This window comes from Gordonia sp. CPCC 205333 (assembly GCF_048537885.1).
Classification (GTDB): Bacteria; Actinomycetota; Actinomycetes; order Mycobacteriales; family Mycobacteriaceae; genus Gordonia.
Genome location: NZ_JBCLVI010000003.1, coordinates 325,200 through 341,730, shown reverse-complemented (window position 1 = coordinate 341,730; position 16,531 = coordinate 325,200). Strand labels below are relative to the sequence as shown.

Here is a 16,531-nt window from a genome sequence, read left to right as displayed (position 1 = left end):
TTTCAGCGTTACACCCCGCGCGGAGCCGACTTCAACGCGGCGACTGCCGCATCGGTACCGTGCAGAGTCACCTGCACCGGCTCTCGACCGAAAGTGAATAACAGCAGCTCACCGGCGGTACCGGTAACGGTCACCGCATCGCCGGAGCCAGCACTCGTCACCGCGACGCCGTCGGGCGTCCGCAGCGTCACCCGCACGGGCAGCTTGGGCATCGCGACCCGTACCGCGCTACGGACAGCGCCAACTAACGCTTTCTGCAGGGCCGGATCGATCACCCGCGGCGACCAGTCCGACGTCGGATCGACACCGCCGCGCAGTACGTCTTCGTGGTGAACGAACATCTCTGAGAGGTTGAGCCAGCGGTCCAGCGGCCGGAACGGCGAAAACCACGGTGGGCCGCCAGCGACTCGGTCGATGAGCGAGGTCCACTCCCCCGCCGCGACCTTCGCCTGGACCTTCTCGGTATATCCGGCGAGTGCCGGGACCGCGATACCCGGTGCCGCGTCGAGTCGCGACTCACGCACGACGATGTGCGCAGCGAGGTCGCGAGCCGTCCAGCCGTCGCACATCGTCGGCGCGTCCGGCCCGACGTCGCGCAAGGTGCTGGCCAATGCTTGGCGTTCGGAGCGGGCGTAGGTCACCGGGCGATCCTCAGTTGTCCCCGACCGCGAGTACGGTCGGCACGATCATCGGCTTGCGCTGATACTCCTTGGCCACCCACCGACCGACGGTCCGGCGGATCGTCTGTGCGATCCGATGAATCTCGGTAATGCCTTCGGCCGCGAGGCTTTCCAGCGCCCGATCGACCAAGTCGGCGGCATCTTTCAGCGCTGCTGGATCGTCAGAGAAGCCACGCCCGGATACCTCGGGGGCACTGACCGGACGTCCGGTAGCGGCATCGACGGCGACCGTGATCGCGATAAAGCCGCCTTCACCGAGAACAAGCCGATCCGACAGCGTCGTCTCTCCGACGTCGCCTACCGATAGCCCATCGACGTAGACATGTCCGACGGGCACGCGTCCAACGATCGACGCCCGGCCGTCGACAAGGTCGACCACCACGCCGTCCTCGGCGAGCACGATTCGATCCGCCGCTACGCCGGTCGCCTCGGCCAGCGCGGCGTTGGCGCGCAGATGCCGCCATTCCCCGTGCACCGGCATCACATTGCTCGGACGGACCGCGTTGTAGAGGTACAACAACTCACCGGCCGATGCGTGCCCGGAGACATGCACCTTGGCACTTTGCTGGGTAATGACCGTCGCACCACGTTTAACCAGCCCATTGACGACCGCGAATACCGAATTCTCGTTACCCGGAATCAGTGAGGACGCCAGTACCACCAGGTCGTCGGAGCGAATGTTGATCTGTCGGTGTTCGCCGCGAGCCATCCGCGACAACGCCGACAGCGGTTCACCCTGCGATCCGGTCGAGATCAGCACCAACCGATGGTCGGGCAGGGTGGCGGCGGTGTCCAGGTCTACGACGACGCCGTCAGGTACCGACAGGTAGCCCAGGTCCTGTGCGATCTGCATATTGCGAACCATCGAACGCCCGACGAACGTCACTCGCCGATTATGCGTGTGTGCGACGTCGATGATCTGCTGGATGCGGTGCACGTGACTCGCGAACGACGCCACGATGACACGGTGTTTAGCCTTGCCGATCACGCTGTCGAGGACGCCGCCGATCTCGCGTTCGGGGGTGACGAAACCGGGTACCTCGGCATTAGTTGAGTCGACCAGGAACAGGTCGACGCCCTCGTCGCCGAGTCGGCTAAAGCCGGCCAGGTCGGTCAGTCGGCCGTCGAGCGGCAATTGATCGAGTTTAATGTCGCCGGTATGCAGTACGACGCCCGCCGGAGTGCGGATCGCCACGGCCAGTGCGTCCGGGATGGAGTGGTTGACCGCGAAATACTCACAGTCGAAGGGCCCGTGACTGGTGTGCTGGCCTTCGACGACCTCGACCAGGTTGGGGCGCAGGCGATGTTCGCGGCACTTTGCCGCCACCAGCGCCAGGGTGAATTTGGCCCCGATCACTGGGATGTCACTGCGCTGGCGCAATAGGAACGGCACCGCGCCAATGTGGTCCTCATGTCCGTGTGTCAGGACGATCGCCTCGACGTCGTCCATCCGGTCCTCGATATACCGGAAGTCCGGCAGGATGAGATCAACACCCGGTTGCTGGTCTTCGGGGAACAGCACACCACAATCGACGATCAGCAGTTTGCCGTCATACTCGAAGACGGTCATATTTCGGCCGATCTCACCGATGCCACCGAGCGCGACGATGCGTAGGCCGCCACGCTTGAGCTTGGCCGGTGAGCCAAGTCGATCGGTTGCCTCGTTAGCAGCCACCCGCGGCACCTGTGTCGAATTCTTCTGCGTCGCAGAAGGTTTGGCTGATCCCGATTTCCGACCGCCACGCCGATTACTCTTCTTCGCGGCCTCCTTCGGAGCGGCCTCGTTCGCTGCGGTCCCGGCCGCCGGTGCAGCGCGTTGCTCGACGATGGGGGGCGCTTGTGGCACCTCGGGAGCGGGCGTCGCGATGTTCTGCTCTACCGGCTTTTCCACTGGAGGTCCGGCCTGACGGCTCGCACTTCGACGCCGACGCGGGCGTTCCGGGGTGCTCATGACAGCAGCTTTGCTGCTCGGAGGTCAGCGATCAAACCTTCGATTTGCGCGCCGGTCGGCGGGACCTGCGGCAATCGCGGATCGCCGACGTCGAGTCCAAGGATGCGCAGAGCGGCTTTGACCATCGTCACCCCACCGAGCCTGGCCATCGCGTTGACCAATGGCCCCATCGAAACATTCAGCTCACGCGCGGTCGCGATATCACCCTTCTCCACTGCCAGCTGCATCTCTCGCAGCCGGTCGGGAACGAGGTGTCCGATGACGCTGACATAGCCCGTCGCACCGATTGAGAGCCACGGCAGATTCAACGCGTCCTCACCGGAAAGGAATTCGAGCTCGGTGGTGGCGATCAAGTGAGCGGCGGCATGCAGATCGCCCTTCGCATCCTTGACTCCCTTGATATTCGGGTGGTCGGCCAGCGCACGGATGGTGTCTGTGGCAATCGGAACAACGGAACGACCGGGGATGTCGTAGATCAAGACGGGCAGATCGGTGGCGTCGGCGACCAAGCGGAAATGTGCGAGCAAACCCGACTGCGGCGGCTTGCTGTAGTAAGGCGTGACCACCAGGAGGCCATGCGCGCCAGCCCGCTCGGCATTGCGGGCGAATTCCGCACTCTCCAGCGTGTCGTAGGTTCCGACACCCGCGGTGATCTTCGCGCGGTCACCGACCGCGTCGAGTACGACACGTAAGACTTCGAGCTTCTCTTCCGGCTGGGTCGTCGGCGATTCGCCGGTCGTACCGGAGATGACGAGGCCATCGCAGCCTTTGCTAACGAGATGGTCGGCGAGTTCTGCAGCCTTATCGAGGTCCAGCGAACCGTCCGCGGCGAAGGGCGTCACCATCGCCACACCAATAGTCCCAAACGGATGCGCACTCACCGGCGCCTCACCTGCAGTCATAGTGGACAAGGCTACCTGGCGCTATGACCGGTTCGTTCCGGGGCACACCGAGTTTCACCTAGCGTGGGCGTCATCACCCGGCGAGTCATCCCTCCAGCACGAACGGCGACGTCGCGACTTCGCTGCCGTCGGATAACTCGCCGATCTCGAAGTCGCCGAACACCGTCGGCGCCACCGCGAGCAATTCCCGCAGGCACGCAATCGCGAGTTGTCGAATCTCGACGTCGGCGTGTTCGGTGGCGCGCATTCCGACGAAATGCCGCCATGCGCGGTAGTTTCCGGTCACCACGATCTTGGTTTCGGTGGCATTGGGTAATACAGACCGCGCAGCCTGACGGGCCTGTTTACGACGCAGGATCGCGTTAGGCACGTCGGCGAACTTCGCCTCCAGTGCGTCGAGCAATTCCACGTAGGCGTCGCGGCTGGCATCGGTCGCCTTGGCAAACAGCTCCTCCAACTGCGCGTCCCCGCGGATCGCCGGCGGGGGCACGACATTCGAATCATGTTCTGGCACAAAGCGTTGCGAAAGCTGCGAATAGGAGAAGTGCCGGTGTCGGATCAGTTCATGCGTGCATGAGCGCGAAATCCCGGTGATATAGAAGGTCGCATTCGCGTGTTCGAGTAGGGAGAGGTGACCGACCTCGAGGATGTGACGCAGATACCCCGCATTGGTCGACGTGCGCGGATTGGGCTTATCCCAGCTCTGATAGCAAGCGCGACCAGCGAATTCGACCAGCGCTTCCCCGCCGTCGGCGTCGGTCTCCCAGCCAAGATCGACCGGTGCGTGAAACGACGTCGCCGCCACAAGTTCGACGTTCAACGGGACGGACTTCGACACGCGTAGCACTTCCTTTCACCGGCGATCTTCTCTGACACTCAGGGGCTGACGGGAGAGAATGTTAACCTGCTGCTCGGATTCCAATGGTGGCGCACCGCCTGCCGACCTTGTAAGAATCACTGGGTGAAGTCTCTCTCATTCGGAAAAGTCATGGCGACCGCCGCTGCGTCCGCGATGTTGATCGGTACCCCAGTTCTCGTCGCCGCGCCAGCGGCTGCGGCACCCAAAACGATAGTCGCGCCGGAACGCCTGATCACGCTCGACGGCACCCAAAACACCCGTACTTTCGACGGCTACACAACCGCCGATCACAAGTCGATCAGTTCAGCGGTCATCCGAAGTGACAATCTGTCCAAACTCAGCGTCGGCGACAAGACCATACTGGCCAAGCGCAAGGTCACCTCGGTCATCGACCTGCGTACCTCGCTCGAGCGTGCCGCCCAGCCCGACCACGCCATTCCAGGTGCCAAATCCTATGAGAACGACATCCTCGGCGCGACACCGGTCACCAATCTCATTGATCTCGACTCCGCTTACCGCTCATTCATCACCGATCGGCAGGCACGTGCGGGTTTCGCTTCGACTTTGCGCATCGTCACGCGCACCGTCGCGGCTGGCGATTCAGTGATCTTCCATTGCAGCGCGGGTAAAGACCGCACCGGCTGGACCTCCGCGTTGATCTTGACCATCGCCGGTGTAGATCGGGCCACCGTCGAGCGCGACTATCTGGCCAGCAATACCTACCGCCACGCCAGCCCCAACGATCCACTCAATGGCGTGCACATCTCATGGTTGCGCGCCTCGTTCACCACCGCCGACAAGGTCTACGGCAGCTTCGATAACTACATCCGCAAGGGACTGGGCTTATCGGCGAAAGAAGTGACCGCGCTGCGCGACGCCGTCCGGGTGCCCCAGCGGGTCTACTGAACTACTAGCCACTGAGAATGGCGCTGAGCCGCTCAAAGGTGTCGCCGAAGCCGTGGACCTGCACCGAATCGATGCCGAGTTCCATCACCGGCCGGTCATTGCCGCCTTCGTCGAGGCGATCACCGAAGAACAGGATCTCGTCGGTGCCGATGTCGAGTATTTCCATCAATCGTGTTGCGCCATAAGCCTTGTCGATCCCCTTACGAGTGATGTCAACCGACGTTGAGCCACCGCTGCGAACTTCGAGGTCGGGAAGCCGCTCCGCGGCGTACGCACGAAGAGATTCCTTCTTCGCACCGTCCGGGTCCCACGCGGCCTTGGCATCGACCGGCGCCTGCTGGCCGAGTGCGCTAAAGGTAATCTGCGACCCTCGGTCCTCCAGGATCGGGCCCCAAGTCTGCGACTCCCATAGCCCCAGCGCCTTCGCCCCGTCTTCGACGACGCTCAACGCGCGCTGCTTCTCGTCGTCGGAAAGGTGCTCGGCGTAAACGGTCTCCCATTCCGAACCTGACCAACGCACGTACTGAGTGCCATTCGTCGGCATCAAATGCAGGTTGCCGATGCCGTCGAATTCGCCAATCCGGGCGAGCACCTGCGCCTGGAACTGCGTGTAGTTGCCGCCAGAGATGATGCAACCGCGCGTCGACGCCAGAAGGCGGCGAAGCAACGCTGCCATATCGTCGCTCAACGGGCTCTTCGACGCCGCGAGGGTGTCGTCGAGGTCGAACATCACCAGCGAATACGTCTTGCCGTTGGCCGAAACCGCCATACTTCTCGGTGTTCCTTTGCGTGTTAGTCCAGCGAGCCGGTCATTTTGTCGGGGTCTACTGTCTCATCCCCTACTCGACATCACCGATTCAGGGTGTATCCCCAGTCAAGCCCCGGTTCGCCACCAACCTCTTAGAACGAAGACGGCGGCGCTGACTCGAATCGGAGCGACTAGCGTGGTCGCCCCGAACGGGTGGCCGCCTGTAGGGCGGGGGCCAATTCACCCCGTGAGCGAACGTCGACTGTGTCGAGGCCGCGCCAGTTAGCCATCGTCGTCAAGTCGTCGGCCAGACGCGCCGCGACTTCGGCCCTGTCCTGGCCGGTCTCGATATGCGATGACAACACTTGCAGGACACCGGCTTTGCGATCAGCCTTCAAGTCCACCCGAGCCACGATGGTGTCCCCCAGCAGGTACGGGAGTACGTAATAGCCGTGCACTCGTTTGTGTTCGGGCACATAGATCTCGATGCGGTAGTGAAAGTCGAACAGCCGCTCTGTTCGCGGCCGAAAGAAGACCAGCGGATCAAACGGTGACAACAATGCGGAACGTTCTGTCGTGCGCGGGATCTTCGCCGTCCGGTGAAGATAGGCCTCATCGGTCCAGCCGTCAACGCGGACCGCGCAGATCTCGCCGTCTTCGATAAGGTCGCCCAGAACGGCGCGCACGTCGGCGGTCTTGAGCCGGTAATAGTCCGCGAGATCCGCGACGGTGGCGATGCCGTGGGCGCTCGCGGCACGAGATACCAACTGGCGGTGCGCTTCTCGTTCATCGACAGCGACCTCGCTGACATCACCCACAACACGCGAAGCGAGATCGTAATGACGGACGAAATGATCATTACGAACGGCCGACAACGTACCGCCTGCGAACATCGCCTCACAGAGATGTTTGATCTCACCACGGTCCCACCACGAGCCCTTGGTAGCACCTTGCCGCTCGATACCGAGCGACTCTTCGATCTGACGTGGAGTACTCGCACCACGCTCAGTGATAATGGCGAGCACGTCGTCGACTTGAGACCTGTTGCGCCGCAAAACTTCCCGAGTGTAGCGGTATCTACCTTCACGGAAATGATTCATCCGCCAACCAAACAGCGGCCAGTCCTCGACGGGAATGAGGGCGGCTTCGTGAGCCCAATACTCGACCAGGAGCCGTGGTGGGCGGCTATTCGAACTCCATGCGGCGCGTTGCAGGATTCCGGTGTCGTAGGCGCCGATCCTGCTGAAAGTCGGCACGTAGTGAGCCCGGGCGAGGATATTCACCGAGTCCATCTGAACCAGTTTGGTGCGGCGAAGAACACGCTTCAAATCTGCGCGCCCTGGCGTCTTCGACGGTTGCGGGTCGGTGAATCCCTGGGCGGCCAAGGCGATCCGGCGAGCCTGCGTGGTCGACAGGTCTCGACTGCGCAGTGCCATCTACCCGCGTCGCCGGTAGTCGACGAAACGATAGCCAGTGCCCGACGTTGACACCGCCCACTCACCGGGCTCGGCGATCCATTCATCGCCGATATGCGGTGCGTGAGCATCGGCGCCGTCAACCTCGATGTCAATTTCGGTGACGCGTAGCTCTGTCGCGTATCGCATTGCCGCGCGGTAGATTTCGCCACCGCCGATGACCGAGACGGTGTCATCGCCAGCGAGTGCGACCGCCTCCTGCAGGCTGTTCGCGACGGTTCCGCCATCCGACGACCACCGCTCATCGCGGGTCACCACGATATTGGGCCGACCGGGAAGTGGGCGGAATTTGGGTGGTAGCGAATCCCAGGTCTTACGGCCCATGATTACCGGATGGCCGAGGGTCAGTTCTTTGAACCGCGCCATGTCCTCCGGGACCCGCCACGGGATGATGTTGCCCTTGCCGATAGCACCGCTGAGATCCTGCGCCCAGACCAGTTGTATCCGCGATGGTGCGTCGGTCACACGGCCACCGGCGCTTTGATCCCCGGATGCGATTGGTATCCGACGATCTCGATGTCGTCGAACTCGTAGTCGGAGATTGAATCCCGTTTGCGCAGTTCGAGTTTCGGGTACGCGAAGGCTTGCCGCGACAGCTGAGTCTGGACTTGTTCGACGTGATTGTCGTAAATATGGCAGTCGCCGCCGGTCCAAACGAAGTCGCCGACTTCGAGGTCGGCCTGCTGGGCCATCATGTGGGTTAGCAACGCGTAGGAGGCGATATTGAATGGAACGCCGAGGAACAGGTCCGCCGAGCGCTGGTACAGCTGGCAGGAGAGCTTGCCGTCGGCCACGTAGAACTGGAAGAACGCGTGGCACGGCGGCAACGCCATTTGCGGGATCTCGCCCACATTCCATGCCGAGACGATATTGCGACGGGAGTCTGGGTTGGATTTCAGCATGTCCAGTGCGCCGGCGATCTGGTCGATGTGTTCACCGGACGGCGTCGGCCAGCTACGCCATTGGACGCCGTACACGGGGCCGAGGTCACCTTCCGGGCTGGCCCACTCATCCCAGATCGACACCCCTCGGTCCTGTAGCCATCGGACGTTTGAGTCGCCGCGCAGGAACCAAAGCAACTCGTAGATGATCGATTTGAGATGGACCTTCTTGGTGGTGATCAGCGGAAATCCCTGCGACAGGTCATAACGCAGTTGATGTCCGAACAGGCTACGGGTACCAGTGCCGGTGCGGTCCGATTTCGGTGTACCGGTGTCTAACACGAGACGCAGGAGATCCTCGTATGGCGTCGGGACGGCGTCGGGCACGATGACCCCGGCTGATTGCGACGAACTTGCGGCACTCACAGTCAGCCAGTGTAGTGAAGAGTCATCGGGAGCAGCCGGTGACCTGCGGGTCGGCGTGGCGACCGGGAATCTCACCCCCTGCGACGACGCGAGTGCCTTGGCCGGTCGGCCGGCGGTTTCTCTATGGAGTTTTCAAACAACGCGTATGCCGGGCGATGCTCGGCTGGGTCGTGGGCACCAACTGAGTTGTTCAGGCTGCCGCTGCGGTTTCGAGGGTCAGGGTGCGGCGAGCGTGCGATCGTATCCACGCGCGTCGGGTGTCGGGACTGGTGGTCGGCGGCGAAAACCACGGATGTCCGTCTGATCCCATCCGCATCTCCCATTCAGTGTGGTGGATGACGGTGTGGTGTCGTTGGCATAGGAGTGCACCATTGCCGATAGTGGTCTCACCACCGCGGCTCCAGTAGTGCAGGTGATGCGCCTGACACCACGAAGGAGGCTTGCCGCAGCCGGGAAAGCTGCATCCTTTGTCACGAATGATCAAGGCGCGCCGCAACTCTGGCGGAAATAGTCGGTGCGTCTTCTTGATATCCACGGGCACACTTTCACCATCGAGAATTATCGCGGTGAAATCGCAGTCGCAAGCGATCAGTGCGGCGGTTGCCAGTGAGATGGGTTGGCCGAAGTCGAGCCGGGGTACGTCGGGATGTTTCGGCGCACCGGCGGTCGCGAGCTTCCGGCGACCGGACGGTATTTCTCGCGCCCCTTGCGGGATCTTCGCATCGGTCGAATGATGCTGCGCACATGCGCCGTTGGCGATTGTCACCGCAACATGCGGCAACTTTCCGCCGCTATATGGGCGATCCTCTCCGCGCAGATACGTATCGAGGATCTGCTCGAGGGCGTCCGCGCGCCGCTGGCTCACTGAGCGCGGGTCCGCGCTGCCGTCTGCCTGCGGTACCGGCTTGGACAGTGGATCCAGGGCGACGCGAAACTTCTCCCCTGCCAACACATCCAGGTCTAGCTCTGAATGCGTACGCCCATCGTCACCGGTTGCCAGCGACACTTCGTTCAATTCACGGTTCTCGGCGACTTGCATCGGCGCGTCATCTGGTGCCAATTCGAGCGCGGCCTTTCGTGCCCAGGTAACGACGTCACTAGGCGTACCGCTGAGGGCCTGGGCAAGCAGATTGGAGGCGACGGTGTCGCGCTGAGTTGAATCGAGGTCTTCTACTCGTTTCGCGATGAACTCGAGGCCTGTCACCATTGCGGCAGCATGCTCGCCGGATAGACGCGCCTCGCGGGTCGCCGACTCGAGCCCCGGTACCAACCGCAGCGCCGTAGCCACCTTCACCACGCGCGACGCCACCGCCGGTGGAACACCCAGCGCCGCAAGCATATTGGCAACCGTGTCGCGTTTGCGGGAGGCAACGCCGGCTTTGTCGACAGCGCAGGCGGCTCGCGCGAGTAGCGCGTCGGCGAGGTTTCGGAGTCGGTTGGCGGTCACGAGCGTTATCAGAAGTTCAGCATCGTCGGTCACGGGCGTCGCGTAGGTCAGCAAGCTGCCCAACTCGGCGTCGTCACTATGCGCGGTAGCATCCAGATCGTCGATCAGCGACGAGATGAAGGCGTCGATATCACTGGCTTTCATATCCCGATTTTAGCGAGGGGGTATGACAAGAAGACTGGGAACTGGTGTTCGAGTGATGGTTGTTATCACTGTGGTGGATGGACATTCAGCACTTTGCGGCAATCATGCCGCGATGGGCTGTCCCCGAAGGCGTGCCCTCAGCTGCGCGGCAGCCTTCTGCGTGCTTCCCAGGCGAGGCCAGGCACCGTGTCGGCCAGGTCCGACCGTCTCCGCGCAAACCCGCGCAACGCCTGGTAGGAAGCCCATATCTGCCGCGGGGCAGGAACTCGCGGCGTCCACGCAAGCTCCCAGTGGATGCCGTTGATGGGGTCGTCGAAGAACACCGCGTAGTAGCCGGGCCAGTACTGCGGGTAATCCTTGGGCGGATCTGTCACCGAAATACCTCGCGCTATCAGGAAGTTACGATGAAAGTCATCGATCTCTTTCCTACTCTTAGCCCACAGAGCGATGTGGTTGATGCCGACTGCCTGCTCGGCGTGGACTAGTTTGCCGCCGGTCCGCGCGGGCTGAATACCGATGTAGCTGTGCAACTTGACATGCTCTGTCATGTAGTAAATCGACTGGTATTCCATGTTCAGCGACGAGAAACTGCTAAATCCGAGCCAGCCGAACATCGCGTCGTAGAAGGCTATGGAGTCGTCGTACTCCAGTACCGCAAACTCAACGTGACTCACTCCTCGCCAACGCATTTTACCTCCTGAAGTTCACTACGACTCACAGTCGTAGCACCGGGCTGCACATCAACCAGGTTGGCCGCAGATTACCTGCGCGCATCGCGAGGCGTTGCCGGGCCCGAACTCAGCACGTCCGGCGCCTCCTGCGCCATCAGCCCGGCTGCAACGGTCGCCCCCAATTCCCAACACTGCTCGAGCGCCGCCTTGTCCGGCTTATTCGACGCCACCGCATACTCGGCGACCTTCACCCAGCCGAGCCCGGCAGTGATCCGGTCGACCGCGTTCTCCGCCCCTTCGGTCCCCTCGTTCCCATGCAAATACAACCCAAACGGACGCCTTTGCGTCGAGTCGAGAATCTGGTAATAGCTCACATCGAATGCATGCTTGAGCGCGCCGCTGATATACCCCAGATTCGCCGGACTCCCCAACACATAACCGTCGGCCGCCAGAAAATCGCTCGCCGACACCGACAACGCCGCCCTACGCACTACCTCGACTCCCTCGATCTCCGGAGCGGTCGCGCCACTAACCACGGCTTCGAACATCGCCTGGCAATGCGGCGACGGTGTGTGGTGCACTATCAGCAGCGTCGCCATCGTTCTACTTCGCTTCCCGGTACTGCTTGACGGCACGAGTCATCATGTCCCGCGCTCGCTTTCGGTCGCCGGCGTAGTCATATGCGCGAGCAATCCGATACGTGTTGTGCCAATCCTCGGGATCGGCTTCCCATTCCTGTTTGACTTGCGCGAACATCTCATCCGCCGCATCATGCTCGATCCGGCCCGACGCCCGCCTCGGCAACTGCGAGACATCGAGTTCACGACCCTCGGCCTTCATGATCCGCGCCAGCTTCTGATGTTCGATGCCTGCATGCAACGTCGTGTAGAGCATCCACGCGCCGAGAAACGGCAGGATAAGCACGCCGATCCCCAGACCGATGCCGACGACTGATCCTTCGGCAATGAGGGAGATCCCCTGTTTGCCGAGTAACACCAGATAGACCACCAGCGCGACACAGATGAACCCGACCATCCATACGATCGGCCGAGCATCCTTGCGCGTGAGATCGGGGCCCTGCTTAGGCCCCCGCGTCGGATCCGCTGATTCCTGCGACATCGCGCTATAGGTCCATCAACGCGTCAAGCCCGACGGTCAGCCCGGGTCGCGCACCGATCTCGCGTACTCCAAGCAGCACTCCCGGTACAAACGACGTCCGGTCGATCGAGTCGTGCCGGATCGTCAGCGTCTCGCCCTGCGTGCCGAGCAAAACCTCTTGGTGCGCAACAAGTCCCGCGAGTCGCACCGAATGCACATGTACATCCCCGACGACGGCGCCGCGCGCACCGTCGAGCGCGATCGATGTCGCATCGGGACTCGGGCCGACGCCGGCTTCCGCCCGCGCCGCGGCGATCAGGTCTGCGGTCCGCGTCGCGGTTCCCGACGGCGCGTCGGCCTTGTGCGGATGATGCAATTCGATGACCTCGACCGACTCGAAGAAGCGAGCGGCCTGCTGCGCGAAACGCATACTCAGGACCGCACCGATGGCGAAGTTCGGCGCGATCAGCACCCCGACGTCGGGTGCATCAGCCAGCCAGCCCCGAATGGTGTCCAGGCGTTCTTCGGTGAAGCCGGTTGTGCCGATCACCGCATGAATCCCGTTGTCCACCAGAAACTTCAGATTGTCCATCACCACGTCGGGGTGGGTGAAGTCAACGACGACCTGGGTGCCCGAATCGACGAAATCGCTCAGTGAATCACCTTTGTCGACGCCTGCGCTGTAACTCAAACCATTGGCGTCCTGCACTCCCGCGACGATCGCCTGCCCGACCTTGCCGTTGCTGCCCAGCACGCCGACCTTGGTTTCTTCACTCACGCTGATGCGCTCCTTCGACCCAGTGATTGATTGCGGTGATCATCCGCTGTCCACTCATTCTCCCACCTCGCCCCGACCGACATCCGACAAGGCTCCACCCCGCCGGAACCGATTGAGTGGTAACAATTGCTGCCATGCCGCCATCAGTTGGGAAGGCCACCCCACTCGCCCGTGTGTCACATCGCTGGATCGCGCTGTTCGCCGTCGCCTGGCTGGGCCTCTGGATGGCACAACTCACCCCGTTCCAGCTCGTTCTTCCCGAGCAGATCAATGATTGGCTCGGCATCGGAGACTCGGTCGACGCCGAGAACTGGCAGCGCAGCGTCGTCGTCTTCGGCATTGTTTCCGGCGTCTCGGCCCTCTTCGCGCTAGCCGCGTTCCCGTTAACCGGGTCCCTATCTGATAGGACGTCGAGCCGATTCGGCCGGCGGCGCCCGTGGATCGCCTGCGGCGCAGTCCTTTTCGCTGGCGGGCTCGTCGGACTCGGGTTGCAGCACACCGTCGTCGGAATCACCGCCTTCTGGTGTGTGACGCTCACCGGATTCTGCGCGGCAGCTGCCGCACTCACCGCGTTGATCAGCGATCAGGTCCCAGTTAATCAGCGCGGCGTCGTCTCCAGCTGGGTGTCGGCACCGCAGGCGATCGGCGTCATCGTCGGAATCGGGCTGGTCGCCGCGCTCGGTTGGGGCCATCTACCCACCTACACGCTGATCGCAATCCTGTTGTTGATCCTGGTGCTTCCATTCGTCGTGACTGTCGACGATCCTCCCGTCAGCTCAACACTCGCACCACTCACCCCACGCACCGTTCTATCCGAACTCTGGGTCTCACCACGAAAACATCCCGATTTCGGCTGGACCCTGCTCGGCCGCATCCTCGTCAACGTCGGTAACGCACTCGGGACGTCGCTGCTGTTCTTCTTTCTCCAGTTCGGCCTTCATCGCGACGACCCTGAATCCGACATGATCGTGGTGACCGCCGCCTATATGGTGTTCGTCATCATTGGAGCGCTGGCGTCGGGCGCTGTCTCGGATCGAATCGGTCGTCGCAAACCATTCGTGCTGGCTGCCGGCCTGCTACAAGGCCTCGCGGCGATTTGCATCAGCATCGTCGCCAACCTGCCAACGACGATGGTCGCCGCGGCGCTACTCGGCGCGGGTTATGGGGCCTTCCTCGGTGTCGATCAGGCACTGGCGACCCAGGTCCTGCCAGACGCCGAACACAACGGACAGGACCTGGGCATCATGAACATCGCAATGGCGGTGCCGCAGGCACTCGGACCGCTGATCGGCGCGGGAGTCGTCGTAGCTACCGGTGGATTCACTGGGTTATTCGTCGTCTCGGCGATCTTCGGGATCGCGGGCGGGTTGAGTGTGCTGCTGGTTCGCAGTGTTCGGTGAATTCATCTGATCAGTCGATCAAATTTCCGCTAGAGTCCTCAGGAAACAAGCACCTGCTTGGTGGAAAGTGAGTCTCCGTGACCGACGACCAGACCGGTTTCGACCGTCGTACCTTCTTGCGCACCGGCGCGGCGATCGGTGCCGGCGCGGCAATCGCTTCTACCCTCACCACCGCGATCGGCGGACCGGCGACAGCCGCACCGGCGTCGGGCTACCTCGTCGGCGCCGGTAAAGGCGATATGACCGGCGCCATCGCCGGCCAGGGCATGATGGGCTACTCCGATGCGGACCAGGTCGCCGACGGACTGCTGCAGCGAACCTGGGCACGTGCGTACATCATCGCCGACGCCGCCAGCGGCAAACGAGTTCTGTTCATCACCGCTGACATCGCCTGCGTATTCACCTCGCATCACCAAACCCTGCTTGTCGAACTCACCAAGCGCTACGGCAATACCTACAACGTGCACAACGTGAACGTCAACGCCACCCACAATCACAATTCGTGCGGTGGCACATCGTGGGATTACGCCTACGTCTTGGCCGCAAAAGGCCACCGGCACAATTCGTTTCGAGCCGAGGTCGCTGGCCTATTGGACGCGGTCGACGCCGCGCACCGTAGCCTCGGGCCGGGCACCGTCGAACTCGGTCACGCCGAACTCCACAACGCATCGGCGAACCGGTCACTGACGGCATTCACACTCAACCCCACTGACGAACAACGACACTTTCCCAATCACATCGACCCCCAGGTCACCGCACTTCGACTGCGCCGTGACGGTTCTACGATCGGTGAAATCACCTGGTTCGCCACTCACGGGACATCACTGACCGATGCGAACTTCCTCATCGCCCCCGACAACAAGGGTTATGCCGCATATCTCGGCGAGCAACGCGACCCGAATATCGTCAGCGCGCACGCGCAAACCAACGCCGGCGATATGACACCCAACATGTGGCTCCGCAAGATGCATCCCGGCGGGCCAACGGCAGACAATCGCACCAATCGGGTCATCATCGGTCAGCGCCAGGATCAGGCAGGTCAGACCGCCCTGGCTGGAGCCCGGTCGATGTCGACCGCGGGCGTCGACTCGGCGACCCGCTACGTCGACATGGCGAATGTGGCGATCAGCGGTCACTACACGCCACATGGAAACGCCGCACGCACGACACCGGCAATGATGGGTGCCGCAGCTGCGGCGACCAGTCAGGAAGACAACACTCGCAGCCAGTTGTCCTTTCTCAACGAGGGCGTACGCAATGAATTCGCGATGGCGCTGGGGGCCGGTTCAAATCCGACTCCCCCGCATTGGATCGTCGACGCTCAAGCGCCCAAGGCGATTCTATTTCCCCTGGGTCTACTGCCGCCACGGCCGTGGATCGAGCAGACGCTGCCCATCCAATTGATCCGGATCGGCGATCTCGTATTGGCCGCGATCCCAACCGAATCCACCATCGTCGCGGGCCTGCGAATTCGGCGCATCGTCGCCGATGCGATGAAGGTTCCGCTAGAAAATGTTCTCCTACAAGGCTATTCGAATGGGTATAGCCAGTACGTCACGACGCCGGAGGAGTATGTAGCACAGCAGTACGAGGGCGGCGAGACATTATTCGGCCGCTGGACCTTGTGTGCGTATATGCAGGAACTAGACAAAATGGCACGCGCGATGACGCGTGGCGCCAGGCTCGGCACTGGCCCGCGCCCGGCCGATCATTCCGGGTTGCAGCCCGACCTACTCGGATCACAGCCAGCCGACAAACCTCATCCGGGACGCCGGTTCGGCGATGTCGTAAAGCCGGCCCCATCGTCGGCGCGTGCCGGGCAAACGATAACTGTGGGATTTTGTGGCGCATACCCCAGCAACAAAATTCGACGCGGCACGAACAACCGTGGCTATTTCGTCATCGAGCGGTTCACCGGCAGCGGTTGGGCAACAGCCTTCGATGACGACCATGTCTCCACCGAGTTGACATGGACACGTCCGGCCGGGAGCACGTCCGCGTCGACGACCACTATCACCTGGCACATCCCGCGCGGTGCGACCGGACGGTACCGGGTGCGATATTTCGGCGATGCGAAGTCGACGTCGGGGAAGATTACGAGCTTCACCGGGACGAGCGGACGAATCGACGTTCGATAGAGGTTCATCAGGCGCAAAGCGGCCCGC

16 protein-coding genes are annotated in these 16,531 nt (G+C 62.3%); 3 read left to right on the top strand and 13 right to left on the bottom strand.

Annotated elements, in window-relative coordinates; genetic code table 11:
• Window positions 1-8 precede the first annotated feature (8 nt).
• The 4 genes from AAFP29_RS11800 to thyX all read right to left on the bottom strand — a co-directional run bounded on the left by AAFP29_RS11800 (window position 9) and on the right by thyX (window position 4,371).
• Window positions 9-641 carry a TIGR03085 family metal-binding protein gene (locus AAFP29_RS11800; protein ID WP_419217557.1) on the bottom strand — a complete coding sequence of 211 codons (633 nt, stop codon included), beginning with the start codon at window positions 639-641 and terminating at the stop codon, window positions 9-11.
• 10 nt (window positions 642-651) lie between these two features.
• Window positions 652-2,631, bottom strand: a complete 1,980-nt coding sequence (locus AAFP29_RS11795) for a ribonuclease J (protein WP_419217556.1) — start codon at window positions 2,629-2,631, stop codon at window positions 652-654.
• Window positions 2,628-3,533, bottom strand: a complete 906-nt coding sequence (gene dapA, locus AAFP29_RS11790; protein WP_419217555.1) for a 4-hydroxy-tetrahydrodipicolinate synthase — start codon at window positions 3,531-3,533, stop codon at window positions 2,628-2,630. Before dapA ends, AAFP29_RS11795 begins: the two co-directional genes overlap by 4 nt.
• 85 nt (window positions 3,534-3,618) lie before the next feature.
• Complete coding sequence (thyX, locus tag AAFP29_RS11785; protein ID WP_419217554.1) at window positions 3,619-4,371, bottom strand: FAD-dependent thymidylate synthase; 753 nt, start codon at window positions 4,369-4,371, stop codon at window positions 3,619-3,621.
• Between the two features lie 123 nt (window positions 4,372-4,494).
• On the opposite strand from thyX, the gene AAFP29_RS11780 reads away from it, so the two are divergent.
• A complete protein-coding gene (locus AAFP29_RS11780) occupies window positions 4,495-5,298 on the top strand; it encodes a tyrosine-protein phosphatase (RefSeq protein ID WP_419217553.1) in 804 nt (267 codons plus the stop codon).
• 4 nt (window positions 5,299-5,302) lie between these two features.
• Here the strand turns inward: AAFP29_RS11780 and AAFP29_RS11775 are convergent, their stop codons facing one another.
• From AAFP29_RS11775 to dapB, 9 genes are all read right to left on the bottom strand, one after another.
• A complete protein-coding gene (locus tag AAFP29_RS11775) occupies window positions 5,303-6,067 on the bottom strand; it encodes an HAD-IIB family hydrolase (protein ID WP_419217552.1) in 765 nt (254 codons plus the stop codon).
• Window positions 6,068-6,237: 170 nt separating this feature from the next.
• Window positions 6,238-7,482, bottom strand: a complete 1,245-nt coding sequence (locus AAFP29_RS11770; RefSeq protein WP_419217551.1) for a winged helix-turn-helix domain-containing protein — start codon at window positions 7,480-7,482, stop codon at window positions 6,238-6,240.
• On the bottom strand, window positions 7,483-7,986 hold the full coding sequence (locus AAFP29_RS11765) for a dihydrofolate reductase (RefSeq protein WP_419217550.1): 504 nt from the start codon (window positions 7,984-7,986) through the stop codon (window positions 7,483-7,485).
• Entirely contained in the window at window positions 7,983-8,789 is an 807-nt protein-coding gene (locus tag AAFP29_RS11760; protein ID WP_419218080.1) for a thymidylate synthase, read from the bottom strand. Before AAFP29_RS11760 ends, AAFP29_RS11765 begins: the two co-directional genes overlap by 4 nt.
• A gap of 229 nt (window positions 8,790-9,018) precedes the next feature.
• Window positions 9,019-10,419: a DUF222 domain-containing protein gene (locus AAFP29_RS11755; RefSeq protein WP_419217549.1), complete on the bottom strand. Its 1,401-nt coding sequence runs from the start codon at window positions 10,417-10,419 to the stop codon at window positions 9,019-9,021.
• A gap of 137 nt (window positions 10,420-10,556) precedes the next feature.
• Window positions 10,557-11,108: a VOC family protein gene (locus tag AAFP29_RS11750; RefSeq protein ID WP_419217548.1), complete on the bottom strand. Its 552-nt coding sequence runs from the start codon at window positions 11,106-11,108 to the stop codon at window positions 10,557-10,559.
• Window positions 11,109-11,179: 71 nt separating this feature from the next.
• Entirely contained in the window at window positions 11,180-11,689 is a 510-nt protein-coding gene (locus tag AAFP29_RS11745; RefSeq protein ID WP_419217547.1) for a flavodoxin family protein, read from the bottom strand.
• A gap of 4 nt (window positions 11,690-11,693) precedes the next feature.
• Window positions 11,694-12,209, bottom strand: a complete 516-nt coding sequence (locus AAFP29_RS11740) for a tetratricopeptide repeat protein (protein ID WP_419217546.1) — start codon at window positions 12,207-12,209, stop codon at window positions 11,694-11,696.
• 4 nt (window positions 12,210-12,213) lie between these two features.
• The gene (dapB, locus tag AAFP29_RS11735) at window positions 12,214-12,966 is read right to left on the bottom strand and encodes a 4-hydroxy-tetrahydrodipicolinate reductase (RefSeq protein ID WP_419217545.1); all 753 of its coding nucleotides are present in this window, start codon (window positions 12,964-12,966) and stop codon (window positions 12,214-12,216) included.
• A 134-nt stretch (window positions 12,967-13,100) separates the two neighbouring features.
• Here dapB and AAFP29_RS11730 point away from each other — a divergent pair, with 134 nt between their 5' ends.
• Both AAFP29_RS11730 and AAFP29_RS11725 read left to right on the top strand, forming a co-directional pair.
• Window positions 13,101-14,366, top strand: coding sequence for an MFS transporter (locus AAFP29_RS11730; RefSeq protein ID WP_419217544.1), 1,266 nt, complete (start codon window positions 13,101-13,103; stop codon window positions 14,364-14,366).
• A gap of 77 nt (window positions 14,367-14,443) precedes the next feature.
• Window positions 14,444-16,504 carry a neutral/alkaline non-lysosomal ceramidase N-terminal domain-containing protein gene (locus tag AAFP29_RS11725; RefSeq protein WP_419217543.1) on the top strand — a complete coding sequence of 687 codons (2,061 nt, stop codon included), beginning with the start codon at window positions 14,444-14,446 and terminating at the stop codon, window positions 16,502-16,504.
• Window positions 16,505-16,531 lie beyond the last annotated feature (27 nt).

Excerpts from the sequence above, each read along its gene's own strand:
- AAFP29_RS11730 (WP_419217544.1), top strand. The coding sequence starts at position 13,101 with ATGCCGCCATCAGTTGGGAAGGCCACCCCACTCGCCCGTGTGTCACAT.
- AAFP29_RS11775 (WP_419217552.1), bottom strand. The coding sequence starts at position 6,067 with ATGGCGGTTTCGGCCAACGGCAAGACGTATTCGCTGGTGATGTTCGAC.
- AAFP29_RS11750 (WP_419217548.1), bottom strand. The coding sequence starts at position 11,108 with ATGCGTTGGCGAGGAGTGAGTCACGTTGAGTTTGCGGTACTGGAGTAC.
- AAFP29_RS11755 (WP_419217549.1), bottom strand. The coding sequence starts at position 10,419 with ATGAAAGCCAGTGATATCGACGCCTTCATCTCGTCGCTGATCGACGAT.
- AAFP29_RS11770 (WP_419217551.1), bottom strand. The coding sequence starts at position 7,482 with ATGGCACTGCGCAGTCGAGACCTGTCGACCACGCAGGCTCGCCGGATC.
- AAFP29_RS11740 (WP_419217546.1), bottom strand. The coding sequence starts at position 12,209 with ATGTCGCAGGAATCAGCGGATCCGACGCGGGGGCCTAAGCAGGGCCCC.
- AAFP29_RS11745 (WP_419217547.1), bottom strand. The coding sequence starts at position 11,689 with ATGGCGACGCTGCTGATAGTGCACCACACACCGTCGCCGCATTGCCAG.
- dapA (WP_419217555.1), bottom strand. The coding sequence starts at position 3,533 with ATGACTGCAGGTGAGGCGCCGGTGAGTGCGCATCCGTTTGGGACTATT.
- AAFP29_RS11795 (WP_419217556.1), bottom strand. The coding sequence starts at position 2,631 with ATGAGCACCCCGGAACGCCCGCGTCGGCGTCGAAGTGCGAGCCGTCAG.